This is a genomic window from Paenibacillus thermotolerans (genome assembly GCF_028745515.1).
Taxonomy (GTDB): domain Bacteria; phylum Bacillota; class Bacilli; order Paenibacillales; family YIM-B00363; genus Paenibacillus_AE; species Paenibacillus_AE thermotolerans.
On sequence record NZ_JAQZSG010000035.1, the window covers coordinates 1 to 25,459 of the forward strand.

General features: G+C 53.4%; 17 protein-coding genes. 13 read left to right on the plus strand and 4 right to left on the minus strand.

Going from position 1 to position 25,459, the window contains the following annotated elements:
- Window positions 1–339 precede the first annotated feature (339 nt).
- Window positions 340–1,344: an aldo/keto reductase gene (locus PT964_RS21815; RefSeq protein ID WP_274365476.1), complete on the minus strand. Its 1,005-nt coding sequence runs from the start codon at window positions 1,342–1,344 to the stop codon at window positions 340–342.
- 110 nt (window positions 1,345–1,454) lie between these two features.
- Here PT964_RS21815 and pdxR point away from each other — a divergent pair, with 110 nt between their 5' ends.
- The 5 genes from pdxR to PT964_RS21840 all read left to right on the plus strand — a co-directional run bounded on the left by pdxR (window position 1,455) and on the right by PT964_RS21840 (window position 14,337).
- Entirely contained in the window at window positions 1,455–2,858 is a 1,404-nt protein-coding gene (pdxR, locus tag PT964_RS21820; RefSeq protein WP_274365477.1) for a MocR-like pyridoxine biosynthesis transcription factor PdxR, read from the plus strand.
- Between the two features lie 76 nt (window positions 2,859–2,934).
- Entirely contained in the window at window positions 2,935–6,057 is a 3,123-nt protein-coding gene (locus PT964_RS21825) for an ATP-binding protein (protein WP_274365478.1), read from the plus strand.
- Entirely contained in the window at window positions 6,057–7,157 is a 1,101-nt protein-coding gene (locus tag PT964_RS21830; RefSeq protein WP_274365479.1) for a response regulator, read from the plus strand. Before PT964_RS21825 ends, PT964_RS21830 begins: the two co-directional genes overlap by 1 nt.
- Window positions 7,158–7,368: 211 nt before the next feature.
- Entirely contained in the window at window positions 7,369–13,938 is a 6,570-nt protein-coding gene (locus tag PT964_RS21835; protein ID WP_274365480.1) for a cadherin-like beta sandwich domain-containing protein, read from the plus strand.
- Window positions 13,939–14,076: 138 nt separating this feature from the next.
- The gene (locus PT964_RS21840; protein WP_274365481.1) at window positions 14,077–14,337 is read left to right on the plus strand and encodes a YozQ family protein; all 261 of its coding nucleotides are present in this window, start codon (window positions 14,077–14,079) and stop codon (window positions 14,335–14,337) included.
- Window positions 14,338–14,407: 70 nt separating this feature from the next.
- Here PT964_RS21840 and namA read toward each other — a convergent pair whose 3' ends face one another.
- Together namA and PT964_RS21850 are read right to left on the minus strand one after the other, a co-directional pair.
- Complete coding sequence (gene namA / locus PT964_RS21845) at window positions 14,408–15,409, minus strand: NADPH dehydrogenase NamA (RefSeq protein ID WP_274365482.1); 1,002 nt, start codon at window positions 15,407–15,409, stop codon at window positions 14,408–14,410.
- A gap of 234 nt (window positions 15,410–15,643) precedes the next feature.
- Entirely contained in the window at window positions 15,644–16,438 is a 795-nt protein-coding gene (locus tag PT964_RS21850; RefSeq protein WP_274365483.1) for a sugar phosphate isomerase/epimerase family protein, read from the minus strand.
- 151 nt (window positions 16,439–16,589) lie between these two features.
- On the opposite strand from PT964_RS21850, the gene PT964_RS21855 reads away from it, so the two are divergent.
- Window positions 16,590–18,260 (plus strand): histidine kinase N-terminal 7TM domain-containing diguanylate cyclase, encoded by a 1,671-nt coding sequence (locus PT964_RS21855; RefSeq protein ID WP_274365484.1) that lies wholly within the window; start codon window positions 16,590–16,592, stop codon window positions 18,258–18,260.
- A 43-nt stretch (window positions 18,261–18,303) separates the two neighbouring features.
- Window positions 18,304–19,824: an FGGY-family carbohydrate kinase gene (locus PT964_RS21860; RefSeq protein ID WP_274365485.1), complete on the plus strand. Its 1,521-nt coding sequence runs from the start codon at window positions 18,304–18,306 to the stop codon at window positions 19,822–19,824.
- Window positions 19,825–19,826: 2 nt separating this feature from the next.
- Here the strand turns inward: PT964_RS21860 and thpR are convergent, their stop codons facing one another.
- The gene (gene thpR / locus PT964_RS21865; protein WP_274365486.1) at window positions 19,827–20,438 is read right to left on the minus strand and encodes an RNA 2',3'-cyclic phosphodiesterase; all 612 of its coding nucleotides are present in this window, start codon (window positions 20,436–20,438) and stop codon (window positions 19,827–19,829) included.
- Between the two features lie 287 nt (window positions 20,439–20,725).
- Between thpR and PT964_RS21870 the strand changes: the two genes are divergently transcribed.
- From PT964_RS21870 to mnmH, 6 genes are all read left to right on the plus strand, one after another.
- Window positions 20,726–21,241 carry an RNA polymerase sigma factor gene (locus tag PT964_RS21870; RefSeq protein ID WP_274365487.1) on the plus strand — a complete coding sequence of 172 codons (516 nt, stop codon included), beginning with the start codon at window positions 20,726–20,728 and terminating at the stop codon, window positions 21,239–21,241.
- A gap of 18 nt (window positions 21,242–21,259) precedes the next feature.
- On the plus strand, window positions 21,260–21,400 hold the full coding sequence (locus PT964_RS21875) for a hypothetical protein (protein ID WP_274365488.1): 141 nt from the start codon (window positions 21,260–21,262) through the stop codon (window positions 21,398–21,400).
- A gap of 173 nt (window positions 21,401–21,573) precedes the next feature.
- Window positions 21,574–22,248, plus strand: a complete 675-nt coding sequence (locus tag PT964_RS21880; RefSeq protein WP_274365489.1) for a tetratricopeptide repeat protein — start codon at window positions 21,574–21,576, stop codon at window positions 22,246–22,248.
- A 152-nt stretch (window positions 22,249–22,400) separates the two neighbouring features.
- Complete coding sequence (locus PT964_RS21885; RefSeq protein ID WP_274365490.1) at window positions 22,401–22,868, plus strand: DUF86 domain-containing protein; 468 nt, start codon at window positions 22,401–22,403, stop codon at window positions 22,866–22,868.
- 37 nt (window positions 22,869–22,905) lie between these two features.
- Window positions 22,906–23,958: a selenide, water dikinase SelD gene (gene selD, locus PT964_RS21890; RefSeq protein ID WP_274365491.1), complete on the plus strand. Its 1,053-nt coding sequence runs from the start codon at window positions 22,906–22,908 to the stop codon at window positions 23,956–23,958.
- 16 nt (window positions 23,959–23,974) lie between these two features.
- Window positions 23,975–25,033, plus strand: coding sequence for a tRNA 2-selenouridine(34) synthase MnmH (mnmH, locus tag PT964_RS21895; RefSeq protein ID WP_274365492.1), 1,059 nt, complete (start codon window positions 23,975–23,977; stop codon window positions 25,031–25,033).
- Window positions 25,034–25,459 lie beyond the last annotated feature (426 nt).

The window sequence follows — 25,459 nt, forward strand, 5'->3', positions numbered from 1 at the left end:
TGAGAGAGTATTCGAGAGCATTCCCCTTAAATACGAGGGACGGACGCCACAGACCTTATATCGCCATTTTAACCGCCGTTATTCCGCTAACGGACACAACGGACGCTAATCCTCGATTTTTGGCGCATAAACCCGCTTTTTCGAGGTAATAACTGCGGTGGTGTCCGTTAAAAACTGCAAACTACACTCAAAACGCCTAATAGCTGTATCCCTGTCCGTTACGTTAGAGCGAGCCGCCGGCCATCCGAATTTGATAGGTCCGATACCTGAGATTGCCGCTCCTGATTACGAGCAAACATCTCTTACCAAGACAGGGTCGATCATATTGTCCGGTATTCCCTACCGTCGGCCCGCCCCTATATTGTCCAACAGCATGCGGATTTCCGCCATATCCCTGTTCGTTAGCGGCCCGAATTCCATTGCTTTGGCCGCTTCTTCCAGTTGGTTTATCGTCTTCAAGCCCGGAATCGGCACCGTGGCCGCACTTCGTCCCCACAGCCAAGCAAGCGCACCCTGAACCAAAGTTCGTCCGTTTGAAGTTAAAATTTCCTTGACGGCGTCGAGCCTATCCATAAAATCGGGGACCGGCTTACCGTTCTTGAAGTAGACCGCCCATTCGTGTCCCGCACCGCGAACGTCGTCTTTCGATATGAATGACGACCGGTCGAATTTTCCGCTAAGCAGCCCCATGGCGAGCGGCGCATTGTTAATGCTCGTCAGCTCGAGTCGTTCGCACACGTCGATCATTTGGGGATGATCCAGCAGCACATTGAGCCCATGCTGGATGGCGACGCCTGTCGACCTTTCCCCGAATGCTTCGGCGCGTACCGGATCAGCCGTGCTCCACCCGTAGCATCTGATCCAGCCTTCTTTCTTCAGAGTCTCCAGCGAGCCGATGACGGAATCAAGCTCTTCGAGCGTAACGTCGCCGGCATGGAGTTGATACAGATCGATATAATCGGTCCCAAGCCGCCGAAGAGACGCTTCGCATGCCGCACGTACATAAGCGGGGGAAACATCCGTGCGCGAGTATACTTGTTTGGCGGCAGCGTCATGCGTAAAGCCGAACTTTGTGGCAATTACAGCTTCCTGACGTTTCCCTTTCAAGGCGCGTCCAAGTATTTCCTCGCTATGCCCGACTCCGTACGCATCCGCCGTATCGAAAAAGTTCACCCCCAGCTCCAGCGCCCGGCCAATGGCGCGGATGGATGCTTCATCGTCGACTTCCCCCCATCCGTCCGCCAGTCCGTTCAGCCGGAACGGCCCCCCGATCGCCCAGCATCCGAATCCGAGCGGGCTTACCTCGATATCCGATTTTCCCAGCTTCTTTCTTGCCGTCTTCATGTGCCGATTCCTCCTTCTTTCCTGATCTCAAGCCGATTATAATGATTGGGAATGGTTCCTTGTAGAACCAATTATTTAATATTTTCAGGAACCAATTGGAGGATGGGGCTATGTTCGGCATTCAAATCGATTCGTCGCTTTCCTTGTCCGTCACCGCTCAACTATGCGGCCAACTGCGGCGCAATATTGAAAACGGCGTTCTTCCCGCGGGTACGCGCCTTCCGCCGACCCGAAAGCTATCCCAGGAGTTTGGCATTGCAAGGAACATCGTCATCGACGTCTATGAGCAGCTTGCCGCGGAAGGATACGTAACCGGAAAAGTCGGCTCCGGTACCTACGTCGCGGAAGGAATTTCCGCCAATCCGTTAAGCGAAGACGGAGACCAACCGGCAACCGATCCCGCCGTTCCGCACAGAGCCGACGGGTTCATCGACTTTACCGCGGGAACGCCGGATCTGTTCGCTTTTCCGCGAAAGGAATGGGCCAAATATTTGAAGGAGGCGGCCGAAGACGGCTCGAACAACCTTTACGATTACGGCGATATTCGGGGGGAATATGAGCTGCGGTCGGCCATTGCTTCGTATTTGTACCGGACGCGAGGCATGCGATGCCATCCGGACCGCATCATGATCGCATCGGGATCCGCAGACGGACTCGCATTGGCTGCCAGAGCCATGTCCTCCAGATTCCATTCCGTTTACCTCGAAGATCCGACGATCGAATTTGCACAGCATATTTTTCGTCATGCCCATTTCAAGCTGGTGCCGGTTCAGGTCGATGCGTCAGGCATGGAATTGCAGCATATCAGCCGTTTGGAAAAAGGCCACTTGCTTCTATTAACGCCGTCGCATCAATTTCCATGCGGAAGCATTCTGTCCATCCAGCGCCGGCAGCATGCCGTCAAGCTGGCGGAACAGTCCGATTCGTATATTTTGGAGGATGATTACGATGGCGATATCCGTCTCAAAGGCATTCCAGTTCCGCCGCTCTATACACTGGCGCCCGACCGCGTCATCTATATCGGAACCTTCAGCAAGACGCTTGCCCCGAGTCTTCGGATCGGCTTTATTGTCGTACCCAACAAACTGATCGGCGGTTTCGCCTCGCTTAGAGAAGAGATGAATTTGCGTGTCCCTTCCGTTCCGCAAATAGCTTTGGCTCGATTCATTCGAGACGGGCGGCTCGACCGGCACGTTTACAAAATGAAGCTCGTATACAGAAACCGGCGAAATCAACTGGCGGGCGCCTTGCATAACGCCTTCGGGGATCGCGTCACCGTATACGGCGACGAGGCCGGCATGCATATTATGGTTGAAATTTCCGGAATATCCTCCCCTATTGACTGGCATCGTGCCGAAGCATACGGCGTTCGTGTTCAAAGCCCTGAAGATTATGCCTTGATCAGGGGGATTCACGGAAACCGCATCGTGCTCGGATACGGGCACTTAAGCGAGCCTGAAGTTGTTGAAGGAATCGATCGAATCCGCCGGTTCGTCGAGTTTTCCGGCCAATGACTTTGCCGTAAGAGATGAGGTATAATGATGGAATTCATTGCGCTGCAATCCTATTTCTATTAAAGGGGCGACGTCTTTGCTCGCGAGAACCATGATCCTCTGCCTGATCGCTCTTATATCCTTCTCGCTTATTCCGCTATCCTTCGTTCTGGACCGCGACAATCAAACGGCACATCTGCGGGTGCATAACGGGGTTATGGATCTCTCCGGCTGGGACGATTCCGAGACAAAGCGAATCAAACTCGACGGCGAATGGGAATTTTACTGGAACCGGCTGCTGACTCCCGAGCAATTTCGGGAACAAGCGGCGGACAACCCTGTTCCCGACGCTTATATCGCGGTGCCTTCCCAGTGGAACGGAAAAAACATAGGGGGCGCAGCTTTGCCGGCTTACGGCTCCGCAACATACCGGATGACGTTAAAAAACGTGCCGTTCAGCGGCGTTTTTGCCATTAAAAAAATGAACATTCGCTTTTCAAGCGCCGTTTATGCAAACGGCCAAAAGCTGTTTGCGGACGGGGAGCCTTCGCTTCGGGCGGACGGCTACCGGAGCGGGAATGTGCCGCGAATCGGTTTTTTTTCCGCCGATCAAGGGGATATTGAGATTATTGTCCACGTTTCCAACTACGACTACATCAATGCGGGCATTCCGCTCTCCATCTACTTCGGCGAACAGGCCGCCATGACGGAGCATCAACAGATGAGCACGGGATTCGCGTTTGCGATTTTCGCCATTTTGAGCACTCTGGCCGGTACTTATTTCATTTGCTTCGTAATGGCCGCGGTGTATGCGAAAAGAGACTACACGCTGCTCGTCTTTGCCGTTATTTGCTCCCTATTCGCAGCGTACAACGGTTTGATCGAAGAACGTCCGCTCTCGCTCTTGTTTCCGCAGGTTCCGTTCGAAATATTGTATAAGGCGAAGGACATGATTTCGGTTGCCAGCTTCATCGTGTTAGCCGTCTTTTTTTATCAGTTCAATAAAAGTCTCATGTCCTTGAAAATTACCCGAATCATAACGTTTGTTCTCGGCTTTTCTCTCTTGCTGATTGTGGTGCTTCCCATTCGCGAGTACGTTGCCCTCCAACCGCTCGTCATCGGATTGTACGAGCTGCTCATTGTTTGGCTGCTGCTTCGAATCGCATTTCATTATATTAAGAACGGGGCTTCCGACCGGGTAAAAATGTTCCTGCTGTACATGGCGATCCTCTGCATTAACCTATACTCCTTGGACTTGATCCTTTTTGCCTATACCACAAAGGAAAATCAATGGCCCGGGCAAATCTATATCGTATTGTTTAACGTCATCCTGATATTTCTCATCGCATTGCGTTTTTTCGAGGCATATCGGACGATCGACGATATGAAAAACCATTTGATCCGGCAGGATAAGATCAAAGACGATTTTCTGTCCAACACCTCTCATGAATTGAAAACGCCGCTGAACGCTATTGTGAGCATTACCGACACCATTTTGAAGGGAGTAGAGGGTCCGGTAACCGAAAAGCAGGCGCAAAACCTGGCTATCGTGTTGGGGAGCGGAAAGCGGTTGACTCATCTCGTAAATGAACTGCTCGATTATTCCAAAATGAAGCACGGAGATATAGCGCTTTATAAGAGCAGCATCGATTTGAAGGCCGCTGTCGATTCCGTGATCCGAATGCATGCGTTCCTGCTTGGCGGAAAAAAGATCGAGCTCGTCAACGCCGTGCCGGACAACATGGCTCCGGTATACGCGGACGGAAGCCGTCTGCTTCAAATATTGCACAATTTGCTCGGCAATTCGCTCAAATTTACGGACCGCGGCATTGTCGAAGTTAGTGCGGAGGCAATCCGCGGGATGGTTCATGTACGGGTGAAGGATTCGGGCATCGGCATTTCCCCGGATATGCAGGAACGTATTTTTCAAGCATTCGAGCAGGGAGACGCATCGGAGACGAAACAGTACGGAGGAACCGGACTCGGCTTAAGCATTACCAAGAAGCTGGTGGAGCTGCAAGGCGGGCGGATCGAGGTAGATTCCGTTCCCGGACATGGCTCCGTATTTACGTTCACGCTTCCGGTTTCGGCGGGGGAGCCGGAAAGCTTTAATGAGCAGGCTGCAGGAGAGCATGAAGTTTCGTACCGAAACCGCAACGTAACCCAGGAATATCCGATCCGCATAAAAGGCGGTAAAGACGAACCGATTTTGGTGGTGGACGACGATTACGCCAATCTTCAATCGATGATCAACCTGCTCCGGCTGGAAGGCTATTCGGCCGTTGCCGTGAACAGCGGACGGATGGCGCTGGAGGAGCTGTCGCGAAAGACGGACTTTTTCCTCGTCATCTTGGATATCACGATGCCGGACATGTCCGGCATCGACGTGCTGATCAAGCTCAGGGAGCGGTTCTCGCCCTTTGAATTGCCGGCGCTCATGCTGACGGCCAGAAGCAGCTCGACCGATATGCTGCTGGCAATGGAGCACGGGGCGAACGATTTCGTCGGAAAGCCGTTCGAGGCCGAGGAGCTCATGGCGCGCGTTCGAAGCTTGACGCGGCTGAAAGCCTCCGTAAAAAACGCGAAGGATGCGGAGATCGCCTTTTTGCGGTCGCAAATCAAGCCTCACTTTTTGTTTAATGCGTTGAATTCGATTGCCGCGTTGTGCGTCGACGAGCCGCTCATCGCCGAGAAGCTGACGCTTGAGCTTTCGAAATATTTGAGAAGCAGCTTTGATTTTAAGCAGCTGGATTCTCTCACGACGCTTTCAAGCGAGCTAGAGCTGGTTAAGGCCTATATCAGCATCGAGAAGGCGCGTTTCGGCGAACGATTGCAGGTGGAGTACGACATCGATGCCGATATCGACATGGGCATCCGGATTCCGCCGCTGATCGTACAGCCGCTCGTGGAAAACGCCGTAAGGCACGGTTTGATGTCCAAGGTCGAAGGCGGTAAAGTAACGGTCGCGATCCAAAAGCTCAGTAACGATGAGGTGCGTTTTACGATTGAAGATAACGGCTGCGGCATGAGCGAGACCATGCTGGCGGAAGTGCTGAGGCCCGACCCGGAGAAAAAAGGCGTAGGGCTTTGGAACATAGGCAGGCGGATGAAGCTGATTTACGGGGAAGGTCTTCAAATTAAAAGCAAGGAAGGGGCAGGCACGAAGGTGATCTTTCGGATCGGTTCCCCCGCGGCTGAAGTATCGGGAGGCGAAGTATGATGAGGGCGTTGATTGTGGATGACGAGCCGTTATCCGTAAAGCGGCTGGGAAAGCTGCTCGGCGAAAGCGGCAAAGTCGAGAGCTGCGTAACGTTTTTGAATCCGTTGGAAGCTTTGGAGTTTGTGAAGACGAATCGGGTCGATATCGCCTTTCTCGATATTTCGATGCCGGGGATGGGCGGGATGACGCTTTCCAAGCGGTTGTCCGAGCTTGATGAGGAAATCGGCGTTGTTTTTGTAACCAGCTATGACGAATATGCGGTTCAAGCTTTCGATTTGAGCGCGCTGGATTATTTGCTTAAACCGGTAACCGGGGAGCGGCTGTCGAGAACGCTTGAAAGGTTTCAAAAACGGCGGGGAGGGTCGTCCGCCGAAACTCCCGTCTCTGTGTTTATGTTTAACGGCTTTAAAATTTTCGGACCTAGTCCGAATAAAGAGCCACTGAAGCTGAGGAGCCCCAAAACCGAAGAGCTGTTCGCTTTTCTGCTTTACAAAGGCGCCGTCAGCCGGGAGGAAATCATAGAGACGCTGTGGAGCGGACTGGACACCGACAAAGCGGGGAAAAATTTGAACTCCACCTTGTATTATATCCGCAAGGCGCTCGCGGACTATAAGCTGGAGCATTGCATCGAGGCCGACCGAAGCGAGGTCCGGATCGCGGAGAGCGGCATGTATTGCGATTTGTACGAGTTTAGACGGCTGTTGAAGGAAATGAGACTCCATCCGGAAAAACCCGGACTGCTCGAAAGGGCCGAAGCATTATATACGGGGGAATTTCTGAAAGGGAGGGCATACGATTGGGCGGGGGAAGAGACGCGGAAGCTGGAGCAGGATTATATTGAGCTGTTAGAAGCGTCGGCCCAATGGAGTGCCAAGCAACATGATCGGCAAAAATCGGTCCGTTATTTCGACGAGCTTCTTACATTGGATCCTCTTCGGGAAGATATTGCACACAAGCTGATCTGCTTGTACATAGAGCTTGGAAGGAAACATGAAGCGATTCGGCAATACCGTATTTTGGAGGATTCGCTTCGGCGGGAGCTTGGAACGATGCCCGACCGTCGGTTGCTTGAGATGATTACGAACATGACGCTGCAATAGGACCAATTACATTAGTGGCCTTAGGAATCTTGCAAGATTCTTAAGGCCTATTTTTGTTTATTTTTTGTTGATCGCTCAATCGTATAATGATTCCAAGATTCGACATTTTGTGTTGAAACATGTCGTAAGGGGTGAAATCATACAAACATTTTCTGCTAGCTTAGGACGATAATCGAAGAGCTTTACAAGTGAACGGAATGGAGATGCATCAATGAGAAGATTTCTAAAGCTGTTTTTAGTTCTATTAGTTGTTGGATCGGGATTTCAAAATGTTTTTCTGCAACATACATATGCGGCGGGCGCAACCATTACGTGGACCGGCGGCGGGACTAATAACTATTGGTCAAACCAGGCAAACTGGTCCACCAATACGGTTCCCGATCAATACGATATTGTCATTTTCGACGGGACGAGCTCGAAGAATGCCGTAATAGACCGGGAAGCGGGCGTGTACAGCCTGACGATCGCTTCGGGCTATGAGGGAACGATTTCAACGAGCGGTACCCAGACGTTTACGGTCAATCAAAACCTCGCGATTCATGGCGGCGGCTTCAATTTTAGCGGCGTTATGACCGTCAAAGGGACGACCTTCATCGACGGCGGGACCGTTCAGTTGAACGCTGCGGACAGCGCGGGAATCGCTTTTATGGATGATGTCGCTATTAACGGAGGCAATGTTTCCCTTAATGCCGCCTATTATGGCTACTATTACAAAGTATACGGAGATTTTGCAGTAAACCGAGACGGAGTAGTGGAGGGCTCGGCCAATACATCGATTCAAGTGTATGTTTCGGGTACGCAAACGTTCGATACGGGAGCTTCGGCGGTTACGCTGGCGAAGCTGATCGTCGAGAACGGAACAAGCCCGACGAAGCTGACGGTGGACGGGTTGTTAAACCTTAACAATGCCGGCAGCTACTTTCAGCAGAAAAGCGCAATGGACTTGCTTGGAACCATATCCTTCGGACCGGATGCGGCCGCCAGCAGCACCTTTGAAAATACGGGTACGCTTACGGTTTCCGCAGGCGCCGTCATCGATGCGCGGAATGCGAAAACCTACGTGAACTACGGAACCGTTACGGTTGACGGTTTAGGCACCATTCAGCGCAATGCCGCTGCGTTAGGGTTTACCGATGCAAGCGGCGTCGTGCCGGTTGCCGCAGTAAGCAACAACACCGTTTATATAACTTTATACGACGATAACGTCAATGTGCGCGGCAATGCAATTGACCAAGCGCGGGTAACCGTTACGAACGGCTCGGATTCGGAGGAGGTCATCCTGAATGAAACCGGGCCAAACAAGGGGATGTTCATCGGCTCCATTGCAACGGCGCTTTCAAGCGTACCCGGCGACGGCAAGCTCGCCTATGCCGGAAGCGAAAATATTCAAGTGAGCTATACGGATGCGAACGACAGCGGGGACACCATGACACGCTCCCTGCACCAACCCGATGCAGTTTGGGACGGCGGCGGCTCGGACGGCAAGTGGAGCGACCCGCTCAACTGGACCGGGGATCGATTGCCTACTTTGTTCGACAACGTCAAGTTCGACGGCACGTCGGGCAAGGATGCGGTCATCGATCGTCATGTAAAAATAAACGATTTTACAATGGCGGCAAACTATACAGGGAAAATAACCGCACCGCAGCAATTTGACTGGTTTGTTGAAGGCAATGCGGTGATCCGGGGCGGGACGCTCGATAATCAGAGCTATTTTGCCGTCAAGGGCACGACCGACATTGCGGGCGGCAACGTGAAACTGAAAACAACCTCTGCCAAATCCGAGGGGATGCTGTTCCGCGACGATGTGACGATCAGCGGCGGAACGGTATCGTTTGACGGCTATTATTACGACAATTACAACTATGAATACTATAACTTCAAGTTCTACGGCGATTTCAACATAATCGGAGGGACCGTTACCGGCACAAGCAATGCATCATTCCATGTATATGTTTCGGGAACGCAGCGGTTTGATACAGGCAGCAATGCACTGACATTAGGCAGATTCGCCGCCTTTAACGGTAACTCGCCGACGAAGCTCACAGTGGCGGGAGATGTTCGGATCGTCCGTGCAAACGGCGCTGCGGTGAACAGAACGATCGTAGAGCAGTCGGGAACGGTAACCTTCACTTCGGCGGCAAGCTCCGCCGTATTCGATAATGCGGGTACGTTTGCGGTTGCGGACGGGGCCGTGCTTGACGCGCGAAATGCGAAATCGTACATCAATACCGGTGCGATTACGGTGAGCGGCACGGGTTCCATCAAACGGACGGCATCCGTTGTCGGGTTTACGGATGCGGAGGGCAAACCTGTCAACACAATCAGCGGCAACAATGGTTACGTCACGTTATATGACGATAATGTCAATACAAACGGAAGCGCCAAGGATAAGACGACGGTGACCGTCATCAACCCTGCGACCGGTGACGAACAGTCCGTCGAGGTAACGGAGACAGATATTGCTGCGGGCAAGTTTATCGGCTCCTTTGCTACAGCGGCGCTTGCTTACGGGGGAACGGAAAATGATAATTTACAGGTGACCTATACGGACGCCCAAGACAGTGAAGATACGCTGACGGGCTATCTGCAGCGGGACCCGCTCGTCTGGGATGGGGGAGGCGCGGATACGAATTGGAGTAATCCCGAAAACTGGTCCAATAATAAGGTTCCGTCACCGTTTGACAGCGTTTCGTTTACCGCTGCTTCGATGAAAGACGTCACCGTCGATCTGAACGTTAATGTGCTCAACGTAACGGTTGGCGCGGATTATCGCGGAAAGATCGGATCGGATGCAACGAAAGCAATCACGGTTAACGGCGATTTGAAAATCAGCGGCGGAACGTTCGAGACCCAAGGCGATTTCGAAGTGAAGGGAAAAACCTCCATTAACGGCGGCACCGTGAACCTGCTGTCCTATCATCCGCAGCAGATACACTTCTCTGAAGACGTTACGATTAGCGGAGGTACCGTAAATTTCGGCGGCTATTATACTTATTTTCATAAAGATTTTCTAATAACCAAAGGAACAGTAAATTATACAGGCTATTACTACTATATTTACGGAGACTTCGATGTAGCCGGGGGGAATGTAAGCGGCTCGTGGAGCCCTATATTCTACGTCTACGTTTCCGGGGACCAGTTATTTAATGCCGGAGACAGAGCCTTGCAGGCGAGATTTTTTTACGTCTATGCGGGAACCTCGCCTACCAAGCTTACGCTGGCAGGCCATATTAAGATGGATACGTACGGAAGCGAATTTAATATTAGCGCGAACGTTCCGGTAGAGCTTGCAGGCAAGCTTGAGTTCGGGCCGAACACGGCGAATTCGAACAGCACCCTCCTCAATAACGGAACGTTGACGATCGGAGACGGCGCAGTATTGGATTTGCGGAATGCAGGCTTCTACAAAAATAACAACAAAATCGTTGAAGAAGGAACCGGCGGCATTCTTCGATGGGCGAAAGCGATCGGGATTACCGATGAGAACGGCAATCCGGCGCTGAGTAGCTTCCGTTTCGGCAGCCCGCTCATTGTCTCGCTCGTGGATGAAAATAGAAATCTGGATGCTACGGTTACGGAAAGTGTATATGTAACGCTGTATAACTGGACGAACGGCGATGAGGAGAGACTTGATTTAACGGAAGTCGGCGTAAACAAGGGTGAGTTCCGCAATTTATCCGGATTTACGACCGGTGTTACGGTAACGGAAGGCGTGTACAACACCCCGACGAACGTTACGCCTTACGACGGCATCTTTATAGGCGACGGAGCGTCGGCCGTCAATGACGCCATTCAGATCGTTTATCAGGATCCGAAGCACCGATTGGACGAGCAAGTCATATCGATCAACGCGCCGTCGCAAAAAATGTCGGTGATAACGATCGGCTATCCGAATAAAGACGTTACGACCTCCCCGGGGCGCACGACCTTTACGATCACGAATACGGGGGATAAGCCTCTCGAGCTGAGAAGCATGGTCATCGACGACCCGGAAAATTTCAAATTCGCCGGTGACCCGGATCTTACGGATTTGGGCCCGAATCAATCGAGAACGTTCGAGGTTTGGTTCACGCCGTCCACTTACGGAACCAAGCAAGCGAACCTGCTGCTCACGACGAACGATTACCGGAAAGGTACGACGGTCATTCCGCTTTCCGGTACAGCCGATCATACGCCGACGGCGGGTACGATTCCTACGGTTGTTGTCAACGGGACGACTCCGACGGAATTGGATCTGACGACTGTGTTTACCGACGAGGAGGATACGGCGGCAGGGCTGCAGTATTCCATTGTCGGGAATACGAATCCGTCGCTGTTTTCGGGCGTGGAGCTCGATCCGGTGACGAAGAAATTGAAGCTTACGTATGCAGCCAATAAAAGCGGTACGGCCAATATTACGGTAAGAGGCACGGATTCGGGCGGCTTGTTTAAGGATACGACGTTCACCGTAAAGCTGTACGCTCCGAATAACGCCGATTTGGCCGATCTTTCCTTAGGAGGATTCGGTCTGAACCCGGCGTTCGATCCAGAGGTTACTTCGTATAGCGTCAACGTTGCAAATACGGTGACCAGCGTAACGGTTCAAACAAGCCCGATCAGCCCGAATGCCGGCGTAACGGTTAACGATCAAGCGGTCGACGGCGCCGGAGCGAAAACCGTGACGCTAACGGACGGCTTGAACGAAATCAAGGTGACTGTGCTTGCGGAAGACGGGATTACCCGGAAAACGTACACGATTAACGTAACGAAAGCGGAGACGCCGAATCCGGATCTTGGAAGCATTGCGGTAAGCGCGGGCACGCTTAGTCCTGCCTTTGATCCGAATGTAATGATTTATAACGTCAGTGTGCCTAACGGCACCGATTCGATCACGGTCACTCCTGCGGTTTCCGACAGCCGTTCCACGCTATGGGTGAACGGAACGATGCTGGACAGCGGCGAGACGTCCGAAGCGTTCGCATTGACAGCGGGCGATACGAGGGACATTACGATTATTGTGACGGCTCACGACGGCACGACGACCAAAACGTATACGATTCATGCGACGAGACAGCTGTCTAATGTAGCAAAGCTTGGCGGTTTGATCGTAAACGGCGGATATGGGTTCAGCCCGGCATTCGACGCCGACGTGTTCGTGTATTCGATGACCGTCGAGAACGACGTTAGCGAGATTACGCTTGCTCCGGCCGCCGGTCATCCGAATGCAACAGTAACGGTAAACGGGCGGACGGGAGCGAACCGTGTAAGCCTGTCGGTCGGAACCAACGAAATTTCGATTGTCGTGACGGCGGAGGACGGCGTTACCGCGAAGACGTACACGTTGAACGTACTGCGTAAAGCCGCGCCGGGTACTTCCGCTCCGGCTCCGGCTCCCGCTCCGGAAAAGAAGGAGCAAATTAAGATTGACGTGGTTAACGGGCAAGGCGGGACTCCGGTTTCCGCGACCGTAATCGAGCGTACGACAAGCGCGGACGGCACGGTTAAGGATCAAGTTACATTTACGCAAGAGAGCGTGGTCGAAACGGTAGAAAAACTAGCCGAGCAAGCGATCGACACGGCTCGTCTTGTCATCCCGGATACGAACGACATTGTCGATGAAGTCAATGTAACGATTCCCGAAGGCTCCTTGGGCAGGATGAAGGACGGGAACATTAATCTGGAGATTTTTACGGAGAACGCGAAAATTTTTATCCCGAAATCGACGCTCTCCGGCTTTGATGAAGAGCTTTACTTCCGGATCGTGCCGATCAAGAAGGAAAGCGAAAAGAACATCGTCATCGAACGGGCCAAGAAGGAAGAGGCGGTTCGAGAAATCGCCAAGGGACGGCAAGTCGAAGTGTTGGGAAGGCCTGCCGTCATCGAAACGAACATGGAAAGCCAGCCCGTAACGATCACGCTGCCGCTGAAGGCTTCCGATTTGCCGAGCGCCGGTGCGGAGCGGGAAAACGTTCTGAACAATCTCGTCATCTTTATCGAACACGACGACGGGACGAAAGAGCTTGTCAGAGGAAAGCTCGTTACCTATAAAGAAGGTACGTTAGGCGTCGAATTCGGCATCGATAAATTCAGTACGTTCACAATGGTTTACATGGATGGGGCCGAGGCATACTTTGCCCGATTGGATCAAGAGAAAGAGCAAGAGCTTCTGGAAAATCAGAAACCGGCGGAGACGGCGGAGCATAAACGGTATATGTTCGGATTTGAAGACGGCACATTCCGCCCGAACGCATCCGTTACCCGAGCCCAAATGGCGCTTATGCTGTACCGCAATCTGAATATTGACACGGCGCCGCCGTCCGTTAGCAGCTATGCGGATGTCGCGGAGAACCATTGGGCGTTCGAAGCGATAGAGGCGATGCTCAGCGAAGGCATCATGCAGGGCAGCAATGGGCGATTCCGTGCCGATGCGCCGCTTAAGCGCGGGGAAATGGCGCAGCTTGTGGCGAACGTCTTGCAATTGACGAAGCCTGCGGAGCTGACGGGTTATTCCGACGTCGGCGGCCATTGGGCGGAGCAAGCCATTGCGAACGTCGTCGCCGCAGGGTATATGATCGGTTACGGGGACGGAACGTTCCGTCCGAACGAAGCGTTGACCAGAGCCGAAGCCGTGAAGGTGCTCAATCTTGTTTTCAAGCGCGGTCCGTTGAATGGAATGCAAGCGTCGGTTTGGCGGGATGTAGGGATAGAGCATTGGTCATTCGATGACATTATGGAAGCTTCGACAGACCATCGGTTCACCTTGGATGCGGATGGAAATGAACGAATCGTTCAGCCGTAAGCGTCTTCCATTTTAAAAAAGGCAGCTCCTTCGATCATAAGAGTCGAGGGGCTGTTTTGCGTATAAGGGGGGCGGCATCGGGGGAACGTATGAGCGAATTGTATTTACGGCTCGTTTTGAGCGCTAGGAGGCAGAAAGATGAGCGAAATCAACAAGAATCGTTTGGAACAAGGCCCGACAGAAGAAATGGCCGACGAGGCGCTGAAAAACAATTTTCGCTCGGTAGCGGATACGAGCTATGATCCGCAGCAGCGGAATGCCGAGACCGAGGCCATGCAAGGGTTGGCCGAAACGCATGAGCAGGTCAGTGACGATTATGTTTCGGGAGGAAACGAGAAAACATTTCTCCGCGAAGGCAAAGATTTGGCGAAGGAAGACGGGTTTGCTCCGGAAGTGTAGCCGTATGAAAAAAAGACGTGAAGTCCGGATTTATCGGCTCCGCGTCTTTTTTTATTGTATAAGCCGTGGCTTATAGCCAAGCTCTTTCATACTGCTTCGGCGGCTTGACGGCGTCCGGTAGCCGCAGCTTGTGCGCGGCTCTGACCGGCCAATACGGATCCCTAAGCAGCTCCCGCGCCAAAAATACGAGATCTGCCCGGCCGTTGCGGACGATTTCATCCGCGTGGGCCGGATCCGTAATAAGCCCGACCGCGCCCGTTGCAATGCCCGCCTCTCTGCGCAGCTTCTCCGCATAAGGAACTTGATAGCCGGGGAACACTTCGATGCCGGCGTGAACCAAACCGCCGGAGCTGCAATCGATCAAGTCGATGCCCAGCTCTTTCAACCGGCGCGCGTAATACACATGATCTTCCGGAGTCAGTCCTCCTTCCGCGTATTCGTTCACCGAGAGGCGAACAAACAGCGGCCCGTCCCATTCTCGTTGGACCGATTTCACCGTTTGCTCCAGCAGACGGAACCTCCCGTCACGGTCCCCGCCCCATTCGTCGTCCCGCTTGTTGCTTAGCGGAGACAAAAACTGATTGATCAAATATCCGTGCGCGGCATGAATTTCAATAATATCGAAACCGGCTTTTTTGGCGCGGGCAGCGCCTTGCGCGAACGCTTCAATCGTTTCATCGATCTGCGCCGGCGTAAGCGCCTCCGGAGTCCGGCTATTCTGGTCGAACGCAATGGCGGACGGTGCGACGATCGTTCCGTTCGTCACCGATTTGCGTCCCGCGTGGGCAAGCTGGATGCCGATCGCCGCACCGTGCGCGTGGGCGGACTCGGTCAACTCCGCAAGGCCGGCAACATGTTCATCCGACCAAATACCTAAGTCCTGTTGGGAAATTCGCCCTTGAGGCGTTACACCCGTCGCCTCCACCATGATCAAACCGGCGCCGCCGACCGCACGGCTCGTATAGTGTGTTTTGTGCCACGGCTGCACCATTCCGTCTTCGTCCATGCAGCTGTACATGCACATAGGCGACATGACGATGCGGTTTTTCAGCGTAACTCCTTTTATTTCCATAGGTGAGAATAAGCCTGCCAAAGTATGGTCCCTCCAATATCTTTTTACTGTTACAATAATGATTTCAGTTTTATTTGTCAATCCGCGCTCGATGGTCCCAACACTATTATCCAGAACATTACCCGCCGCTATGCGGTAAAAGGGTAAAGTGTAGGGCTCCCTAAAAACAAATGACCCAGCCTGCTCAGGCCGGGTCACAAACCAAAAAGCCAAAAAACAAAAAAACCAAAAGCTTTAAACGAGCTCGCTTTCCAAATAACGCTTCATCCATAAGCATACTTCCCAGAGATCGGCTACCGGCTGACGGGTGAACGGGAGAGCGGGCATATACGAGACCGGACCGAACTCGGGCGTAATCGTCAAATACTCCCGGCCTTCCTCGCGTCTTTGACGCACGACCTCTTTCCACCAGCCGACGTGGAGGTCCAGCTCCGTCTTCCACTCGGGTGCGGCGGGATGGTTTACTTGAGGACCTTCCGGATGGCCTACCCGCGTATGCAAGTGCAGCGTGCGGGAAATCGCCAGCGCGATATCATCGGCATGATCCTGCAAGTGGGATTCGCAAACGCACAGCCAATGGCTGAAATCGGCCGTAATCTTCAGCCCGTCGAATTCGCGGAGCAACCGTGCCGTCGTCCACGGCGTAAACATGGAGCGCTGCCGGTGCGTCTCGTGTCCGATCGGAAATCCGAATTCAGACTCCAGCTGCAGCGCCCCTTCAAAGAACGTTCGCTGTTCCTCCCAAGTGAACGAATCCTTGCCGCTATGCGCCGTTACGGAAAGTGGAGACAACGGAGCAAGCTCCTTCAGCTGGCTGCGGAGCGATTCCGTGTGGTCGGGCCCTCCGGTGAACGCCATGCCTATGTATGACAAATTGTATTGCCGGAGCAAGTCTTGAAATCGTCCCCGATCCCGTTCTTCGGGAAGCGGGGCTTCGACTCCGTCATAGCCCGCCTCCGCTATTCGTTCGAGATTAGCTTCAAGTCCGCCCTCCATGCCCCAAAGCGCTTTCATCCAAAGCAGCTTCATGTCTCTCATCTCTCCTTTCCGTGTATGCCATTACTATAACAACGGGTAGGGAACGGTTCAATCTTTACTTATGAAAATAAAGGAAATTTGAAATTTGAATCGAATAGTAAAGTAGGAGCCTGGTCCTATTCTCTTCGGTAAGGAGAACTATATGACTCTAGAGTTTAACTGGGTGGATTTCGCGGCATTCGGCGTTCTCAATCTTCTTTTTATATACGTGTTATTTGCTATTGAAATTCGCCAGCTTCATAAGGTGTATATCTTTTTTCATTTTGCGATGATGCTTTGGCCGTTCGGTCAATTTTCGCTTTCCATGACGGACGAGCCGCTCTACCACAGGATCTATTTGAATTTATCGTTTATCGGCATTGCCATGCTGTGCTTCGGGTGGCTGCTGTTCTCCATCATGCTCACCCGGGGCAACGGCACCATCAATCCGGCCCGAGCGTTGCTCCTCGCGTTGCCGGCAGTGGCGGCGGGAGCCATCGTGCTGACGGACCCGATTCACGGAAAATTCGCAGCACCCATAGGCGGTTTGCTGACAGACCGTTCTTACGGTCCGTTTTTTTGGTATTTTGCGGCATGCTGCATGCTGTACATCATAAGCGGCGCCTTGATTATGCTGCTGGCTCTCCGCCGTTCCGAAGCGTATACGTACCGGCGGCAGGTCATATTTTTTATTGCAGGGCTTACGCTGCTGCTCGGATGTGCGGCACTCGACACGGCGATCAACGCCAAACAATGGCTGCCTGAGCTTGAAGGAACGAGAGGCTTGACCTCCCTCGGGATCGTCGCCTCGGGATTTTGCTTTGTATTCGCGATGCGCAAGCACAATGTGTTTCAGGTCGTTTCCTTGGCGCTGCGCGAAGTCGTCGATTCGATGGAAACGGGCATCGTCATTCTCGATCAGCATCATGTCGTGCTTGACCATAATGCGTCGGGCCGGCGTTACTGTCCGGTGCCGATCGGGCGGTCTTTTCCGATTATGAGCTTGATGGAGGGAGCCATAGAGCCTCAATTCGGCAGGAAATTTTTGCACTCCTATTTTCATGAGAAGGGCAAATTTTTGCAGACGGAAATTATGATATGGGATGAAAAAAGGAACCCGATTCACGTCACGATGCGCATTACGCCTGTTTATAATGAGAGCGGCATTTACATCGGAAGAATCGTTACCTTTCAAGACGTTACGGAATGGCGCCATTTGGTCCGCGAGCTGCACGATCGAAACGAGGTGCTCGTACACCGCAATCACGATCTCACCCTTATTCAGCACGAGCTGTCCGAAGCGAACCGGAAATTGGAGCTGCTTGCGACCACGGACCCTTTGACAGGATGCTACAACCGCAGGTATTTGTTTCAGATGCTCGAGCATCAGCTGGCTGTGGAGCACCGGTATAGAGTGCCGTTCTCGATCATTTTGTTTGATGTGGATCATTTTAAGCAAATTAACGACTCCTTCGGTCATCAAATCGGCGATGAAGTGCTGAAGCATACGGCTTCCGTCATCAGGGGACGATTAAGGGAAACGGATATTTTTGCCCGATACGGCGGGGAAGAATTTATTATCCATCTCCCCCATACGATGAAGAGCGACGCTCTCGTACTTGCGGAGGAGCTGCGTACACTAGTAGAATCGCAGATATACCGCACAGACCGCGGTGAGGTAAACATCACGATCAGTATCGGCGTCATTTCCAGCGAAGGCCGCGGCCATAACGGCGAAAGTCCGAAGGAATGGCTGGCGGATTTGCTGAAAGAAGTGGATCAGGCGTTGTATGAAGCGAAGCATACGGGAAGGAACCGGATCGTGTTTGCATAAAAAGGTTTCGATCAACGAAATGACTGCATAGGAGCGAAGCGATATGAATCTCTTGATCGGTATCGATATCGGAACGACGAACAGCAAGGTCGGCGTATTTACCGCGGAAGGCGAGGCGGTGCGGACCGTCAGCAAGCCGACGGAGACGCTGCGCGACCGGCAGCTGGGATATTCCTACTACGATCCGAAGCGCATGTGGGAGAGCATTCGCTCGGCTTTGGCCGAAGCGTTGACAGGCTTGGAGGAGCACGATATCGCGGGCGTCGGCATTACGTCCATGGCGGAGAGCGGGCTGCTCGTCGACCGCCGGAGCGGAAAGCCGGTATCGCCGTTCCTGCCATGGTTCGATACGTGCTCGGAGCCTCAGGCAGGACTAATGAAGCGCGAATCGGATCCTTTCGAGCGTTTCGTCCGCTCCGGTTTGCACGGCAGCTTCAAGCTCGGGCTTGCGAAGCTGCTGTGGCTGAAGGAGCATTACCCGGAATCGTTCACGGCGGAAGCCGGGGAGCCGGTCTGGCTGTCGGCTTCCGGCTGGATCGCATACTGCTTGACCGGCTCATTCGCTTTCGATTATACGCTTGCCGCGCGGACTTATGCGTTCCGAATCGATAACAAAGCATGGGATAAGGAATGGATCCGGCATTTCGGATTATCCGCTTCCCTCTTTCCCGAGGCTTACCCAAGCGGCGCGATCGTCGGAAGAGTCCGCAAGGAGGCGGAAACAACCGGATTGAAAGCGGGAACACCCGTCGGCATCGCCGGACACGACCACGTCGCTTCGGCGCTTGCCGTCGGCGCCGTTGCGCCGGGAGTCGTCTACGACTCGATGGGTACCGCGGAGACGATGGTCGGAACGCTGGAGCCGAAGACGCTGACGAGAGAAGACTGGGAATCGGGGATTTCGTTCGGGCTTCATATCGCAGAGCGGCGCTATTTCTGGATGGGCGGCCAATCGGCTTCGGGCGGCTCGGTGGAGTGGCTGCGAGGCGTGCTGGGCGAGCAGGAGTTAAGCTACGCCGATATATTGGCGCTGCTGGAAGAGACTGCTGCCCAGCCGACGGGAATGCTCTATTTCCCGTATTTGACGGGCAGCGGAGCGCCCCGCCACGACTCGAAGGTGAAGGCGAGCCTGATCGGCCTCGCCAAAGAGCACGGGAGGGGCGATATTATTAAAGCCGTACTCGAAGGTACGGCTTATCAGCTCGAGTTTATTAAGCGCAGCGCGGAACGGTTGTCGGGGCAGCGGATCGAGCGCCTCCTCGTTGTCGGCGGGGGCACGCGCAACCCGCACTGGCTGACGGTGAAGGCCGATATCACCGGCTGCACGCTGGAGCTTCCGGGCATCCCGGAAGCGAGCTTGCTCGGCGCGGCGATGGCCGCCGGCATCGGGGCCGGCGTGTATACGAGCGCCGAAGACGCTTACGCCGCCGTGAAGGGGCGGCGGGACAACAGCGCGAGCGTCGCTCCGGATGCGGCGCGCCACGAGGCGTACCGCGCGCTGTACGAGCGCGGCTTCGAGCCGCTGCAGGAGCCGCTGCGGCGATTTTTCGCCGACCGCGGGTAGAGCTAATGTTCCTCGCTTGCGGCTCCCTCAAGCGGCAGCTGCGCAAGCGCTTCATAAGCAGGGCGCATGCCGAAGCGGGTGCGGTACAGCGTCAGCTCCCGGACGGTCCATTGCGACGCAGGGACGGGAGCGGCCGAATAAAGCATCGGTTTGGAGAAAGGCGTATCCCCGCCCCGGTAATTGCGCGCAACGGTAATGTGCGGACGGAACGGGCGCATTTCCTTCGCTACGCCTAAGCGTGCCGCCGCCTCCTCCGTCCTCGCATGCAGCTTCTCCAAAGCGTCCAAGCCGCTTCTTCCGCCGACTCCGCACCAAAGAATGCTTGGCGCGTTCGGACGGCCGAACACCCCGAGCGGCCCCAAGCTCAGCTCGAACGGAGCTTCGCCCCGAACGGCATTCCGCACGAGTGGGACAAGCTCCTCGCCGAGTTCAGGGTTCACATCCCCTATAAACTTAACGGTGACGTGCAAGTCGGCGGGATGCGTCCAACGGGCAAACGGAAGCGTTTCTTTCCAATTCGCGCAAGCCGACTGCAATGCTTCCTTCACGGACGGGGCCAGCGCGGCTGCAAAAAATAAGCGAACGGTACCTTCAGCGCGTTGATCGTGTGACAAGGGGACGAACCTCCAGTTTTTTTATCTCATTTCTATCGTTCCCCGAAAAATCATTTTGTAACAGAATTGTAATGCTAGCTTCATGATCGTTTAATATCCGGGAGTTATAGTAAGGATGACCCCCTTTTTGATAATATATTTATATCAAGCCTGCGGCAATGACTGCCGCAGGCTACTTTCTTTTTTAAGAACCTTCTTCCGAATTTACTAGCAATTGGAAGCGATTGGTGGTAAACTTTAACCAGTTAATAGTTTTCATAATTTGTTTGAAATTGGAAGTGTTCCCTATGCAAGCGTTGGACCAGCAATTCGGCCGGTTGTTTCATCAATACCGAGACCGAGTATATCATACAGCTTTTTATGTAGTGAAGGATCCTCATTTGGCCCAGGATGTGACACAGGAAACGTTTTTGAAGGCATTCAGGCATCTGCATTCGATCAAGAACGACGGCAAAGAGGGAGCATGGCTGACGACCATCGCAACGCATGCGGCGATCGACGCCGTCCGCAAGCGGAGGTGCTGGAACGGCGTACCTATGGAGCACCTCGCCTTGGCTCAATCGGGCGGAGCTACGGCCGCCTGCGCTTTGGAGGATGAGGTGAGCGCCCGTCTGGAGACGGAGCGCGTGATGGCTCAGATCGGGAAGATGAAGAAGGAGTACCGCGACGTGCTTCGGCTGAAGCTGTACAGCGGGCTCAAAGACGGAGAAATTGCCGGAATGCTGAATGTTTCTATCGGAACGATTAAATCTCGCATTCATCGGGCGAAGCGGCTGCTTCGCGATATGCAAATCAATAAATAGCCGAAAGGAAGAGAGATGATGTTTGAGCCGAAGCCGTTGTGGTTTTGGGCGGTTGGGATTGCAGCCGTTACGATCGCTTTCGTCTTGGAAATTCGAGACCGCAAGAAGATGAGAAAAACAACGAAGGAAACGAAGCGGAACGAAGAAATGAACGGCTAAAACCAATATACTTGGGAACGCTAATACCGTATGGAAATCTTTGTCGGCGGATGCGTCCCCCTGCCTTGCGTTTGCGGCCGGCCGAATACAGGAGCTCCAATGGCATCTGTGGTTCAGCTAGTCCGCAATGTGATATAATGGGCGGTGAAAATCGAGGGAAGGGTGACACGCAGTTGGGCAAATTTTTTTTGTTCAGCTTGATTTGGTGGATTACCGGAAACCCGATCTTTGCCGTCCTTATTTTATTGGCCATTGTTTATTTGTTGGATCGGCGATACGTCGGCTTGTTTCCAAGCATCACAAGGCCCTTCGCGTTGAATCGGCGGCTGGCGAGGGCGAAGCAGGATATACGTGCCCGCCCGTTCGATATATCCGCCAAGCAGGAGGCTGCCTCCATTTTGGTGGAGAAAAAGCGCTACAAAGAGGCGCTCCCGCTCTTGCAGGACGTAGTTGCAAGAAGGGACGATTCCGCTGAAGCGTTTTGCGATTTGGGCATATGTGAATGTAAGTTGGGCAACACAAACGACGGAGAACGGCATCTGCAGAGAGCGCTCGAGCTCAATCCCCGCATTCGGTACGGCGAACCGTATTTGAGGCTGGCGGAGGCGTTTGTTCGTACGGATTCCGGGAAAGCGCTGGAGGCGCTGGAGCAATTCCGCGCCTTGAATTCCTCGTCCTGCGAATCATATTATCGTTTGGGGCAAATTTACGAGAAGCTTGAGAGAAAGCAGCAAGCCAAGGAGGCTTATCGGGAAGCCGCCGTAGTTTACCGCGCGCTCCCCGCTTACAAGCGGAAGACGGAGCGCCGCTGGGCGTTGCTTTCTCTCTTGCGCAGGAACGTTGTATAACAGAAAGCGGGGAAACTGCGAATGGGTCGCGATGTATCCGAAGCCATGTTCATTTTGCTCATTATTGTTTTTACATTTGTAATCACAGCGGCACGGCTCAAGCGCAAAGGGAGAAAAAAGAGACCGTAACGCACAGGGGGCAACAGTAAACAATGTATTACATCAATGAAGATCAAATCCGGCTGCGGCTTGAATTCATTCCGACGATTACCGGGGTGTTGCGGCGGCTCGCGGAAGAAGACAACCGGGATCGCTACGACGCGGTATCGGGCTTCGCGGAGGAAAGAGCGCTGCATCTCGCGATTGAAGTGGTGACGGATGTAGGCAGTCTGCTGATCGATAAGTTTATCCTGCGCGATGCCAGCAGCTATGAGGATATCGTTGACATCATTCGAATGGAAGGCGTGCTGCCTGATGAGACGGCCGGCCGCTTCCGCGAGCTGATCGGTCATCGGCGTGCGCTTACGCAGCAATATATGGAGCTCGACAGAACGAAGCTGCGGCCGAAAGAGGAGCTTCTGGCGGTTGCCGATTTATTGGATGAATTTCCGAAGCACGTGAATGCTTTTATTGAGAAAGAGATGGCGGGCTTTATCGCTCCGGAAGGGCCGAAAGCATAGTCCGCAAAAAATTTAGACTTAAGGAGGAAATACCACGATGAGCGAATCGCAAGCCTTGAAATTGACCTCGTACACGACCAAAGGCGGCTGCGGGTGCAAAATCGGACCCGGAGAGCTGTCCGGCATTCTCGCCAGCATTCCGAAAAGCGAACGACACCCTAACCTGCTGGTCGGCACCGAGACGAACGACGATGCCGGCGTATATAAATTAACGGACGACCTCGCCTTGGTGCAGACGGTCGATTTTTTTACACCGATTGTGGATGACCCGTACGATTTCGGGCAAGTAGCTTCCGCGAATGCGCTTAGCGACGTGTATGCAATGGGCGGAACGCCGGTAACCGTGCTGAACTTGGTTGCGTTCCCGATTTCGAAGCTGGACCGGTCCGTGCTCGCGGAAATTTTGCGCGGAGCTTCCGACAAAGTTAGAGAAGCCGGAGCTACGCTGGTCGGCGGCCATTCCATCGACGACAACGAACCGAAGTTCGGTCTCGCGGTGACGGGGACGATACACCCGGATAAAGTGTTGACGAACGCAGGCGTACGGCCGGGCGACAGGCTGATTTTGACGAAGCCGATCGGCGTCGGCATCCTTACAACGGCGATTAAACGGGACAAGCTGTCTCCTGAAGAAATAAAGAGAGTAACTGCCGTGATGACGCAGCTGAATAAGAAGGCTGCGGAAATTATGGCCGGCTATGAAGTTCATGCGTGCACCGACGTAACCGGGTTCGGGCTGATCGGCCATGCGCTTGAGATGGCTAAGGGCAGCGGCTTCGGCATTCGCATCCGCAAAGGAGCCGTTCCCGTCCTGCCGCGGGTACGGGAGCTTGCCGAGGACGGCGTAGTGCCGGGCGGATCAAAAAACAATTTCCGCCACGTCGAGCCGCATGTCGACTTTGACCCCGCGATCGACGACATCGACAGACTCATTTTGTGCGATGCGGTCACTTCGGGCGGTCTGTTGATCGCGGTGAACGCAGAGCAGGCGGAGAAGCTGCATGGCGAGCTGCTTGAAGCGGGATTGGAAGCGGCCATGATCGGCGAAGCGGCGGACGAGCACCACGGCCGTATCGTCGTCACCGAATAGAGAGGAAGAATAACGCTTGGTAGAAGATATATCCGTCGAGGAATTTGTCGCGCTGTTAAACAAGGGAGGGATTGTCCCGATCGACGTCCGCTCGCCGGGAGAATTTGAGGAAGGCACGATTCCCGGAAGCCTCAACATTCCTTTGTTCGATAATGAAGAACGGCGGGAGATCGGTATCGCTTATAAACAGGAAAGCGTTGACGCCGCTAAAGACCGGGGACTTGAGATCGTCTCCGCAAAGCTTCCGCAGTTTATTCGCGAGCTGCAGTCGATACCGGGAAGAAAAGCCGTATTTTGCTGGAGAGGCGGCATGCGCAGCAAAACGTCCGCCACGCTGCTGTCGATTGTAGCCGGCAGGGTATACAGGGTAAAAGGCGGCATCCGCGAATATCGCCGTTGGGTCGTCGATACGCTGCAATCGTGGAATTTCACGCAGCAGGCGATTGTGATCAACGGGTATACCGGCACTGGAAAAACCGCTATTCTCCGAATGCTGCATGAGAAGGGTTATCCTGTGCTGGATTTGGAGGCGTTGGCCGGCCATCGCGGGTCGATCTTCGGAGCGGTCGGCATGGAGCCCAACAATCAAAGAACGTTCGATTCGCTGCTCGTCCACGAGCTCATTCGGTTGAAGGACACTCCTTATTTGCTCATGGAGGGTGAAAGCCGGCGCATCGGGAAAGCGATAATGCCGGATTTTCTGGTTGAGGCGAAGGAACGGGCCGTGCAGCTTTACTTGGAAATGCCCGTGAAGGAAAGAGTTCGGAACATTTTGAGCGATTACGCGCCCGAGCAGTATAAAGCGGAATGCCTTGAAGCTTTTCGTCGGATCGAACGCAAAATCCATACGCCTGTGGCCGCCCGAATACGCAAAGCGATGGAAGAGGACCGGTTTGCGGAAGCCGTGCAGCTGCTATTGGAATATTATTACGATCCGAAATACGAGTATACAATCGGCGAGTACGCCGCGGAGCTTGTTACCCTGCAAGCGGACAATGTGAAGGAAGCGGCGGAGAAGATTGAAGTATACTTGAAAAAGTGGACGAAAAAGGCGGAAAGAGCAAAGCACGTCTAATCGCAAATTATGAGTCGCCCTTCCCTCGGAAACATTCTGCGGGAAGGGCGATTTTTTATAGGAATTACTGCAGCTTACTACTATAACTCCAGAGCGGCAATATTGTAGGCAGGAACGCAAGTTGTATGTAGATACGCATTATTACCATAACTCCGGTACGACGATGTAGTAGGGAAGAGCGCGTAATTATCATCACTCCGGAGCTGCGGGAACGGATTATCACCATAACTCCGGAGCTGCGATGTAGTACGTAAGAAGCATATTCACCACTGCTTAAGAGCCGCGTTGTTGTATGTAAGAATGCATTATCACCATAACTCCGGTAGCACTTTTTTTGAGAAGGTTGACGAAAATAAGTATGTGAACACAGAAATCTTCCGGGGTCATGTATATAAAAGGTTATCGGATAGATTCCGCCGCTCAGAG

Excerpts from the sequence above, each read along its gene's own strand:
- PT964_RS21815 (WP_274365476.1), bottom strand. The coding sequence starts at position 1,344 with ATGAAGACGGCAAGAAAGAAGCTGGGAAAATCGGATATCGAGGTAAGC.
- pdxR (WP_274365477.1), top strand. The coding sequence starts at position 1,455 with ATGTTCGGCATTCAAATCGATTCGTCGCTTTCCTTGTCCGTCACCGCT.
- PT964_RS21830 (WP_274365479.1), top strand. The coding sequence starts at position 6,057 with ATGAGGGCGTTGATTGTGGATGACGAGCCGTTATCCGTAAAGCGGCTG.
- PT964_RS21835 (WP_274365480.1), top strand. The coding sequence starts at position 7,369 with ATGAGAAGATTTCTAAAGCTGTTTTTAGTTCTATTAGTTGTTGGATCG.
- PT964_RS21840 (WP_274365481.1), top strand. The coding sequence starts at position 14,077 with ATGAGCGAAATCAACAAGAATCGTTTGGAACAAGGCCCGACAGAAGAA.
- namA (WP_274365482.1), bottom strand. The coding sequence starts at position 15,409 with ATGGAAATAAAAGGAGTTACGCTGAAAAACCGCATCGTCATGTCGCCT.
- PT964_RS21850 (WP_274365483.1), bottom strand. The coding sequence starts at position 16,438 with ATGAAGCTGCTTTGGATGAAAGCGCTTTGGGGCATGGAGGGCGGACTT.
- PT964_RS21855 (WP_274365484.1), top strand. The coding sequence starts at position 16,590 with ATGACTCTAGAGTTTAACTGGGTGGATTTCGCGGCATTCGGCGTTCTC.
- PT964_RS21860 (WP_274365485.1), top strand. The coding sequence starts at position 18,304 with ATGAATCTCTTGATCGGTATCGATATCGGAACGACGAACAGCAAGGTC.
- PT964_RS21870 (WP_274365487.1), top strand. The coding sequence starts at position 20,726 with ATGCAAGCGTTGGACCAGCAATTCGGCCGGTTGTTTCATCAATACCGA.
- PT964_RS21875 (WP_274365488.1), top strand. The coding sequence starts at position 21,260 with ATGTTTGAGCCGAAGCCGTTGTGGTTTTGGGCGGTTGGGATTGCAGCC.
- PT964_RS21885 (WP_274365490.1), top strand. The coding sequence starts at position 22,401 with ATGTATTACATCAATGAAGATCAAATCCGGCTGCGGCTTGAATTCATT.
- selD (WP_274365491.1), top strand. The coding sequence starts at position 22,906 with ATGAGCGAATCGCAAGCCTTGAAATTGACCTCGTACACGACCAAAGGC.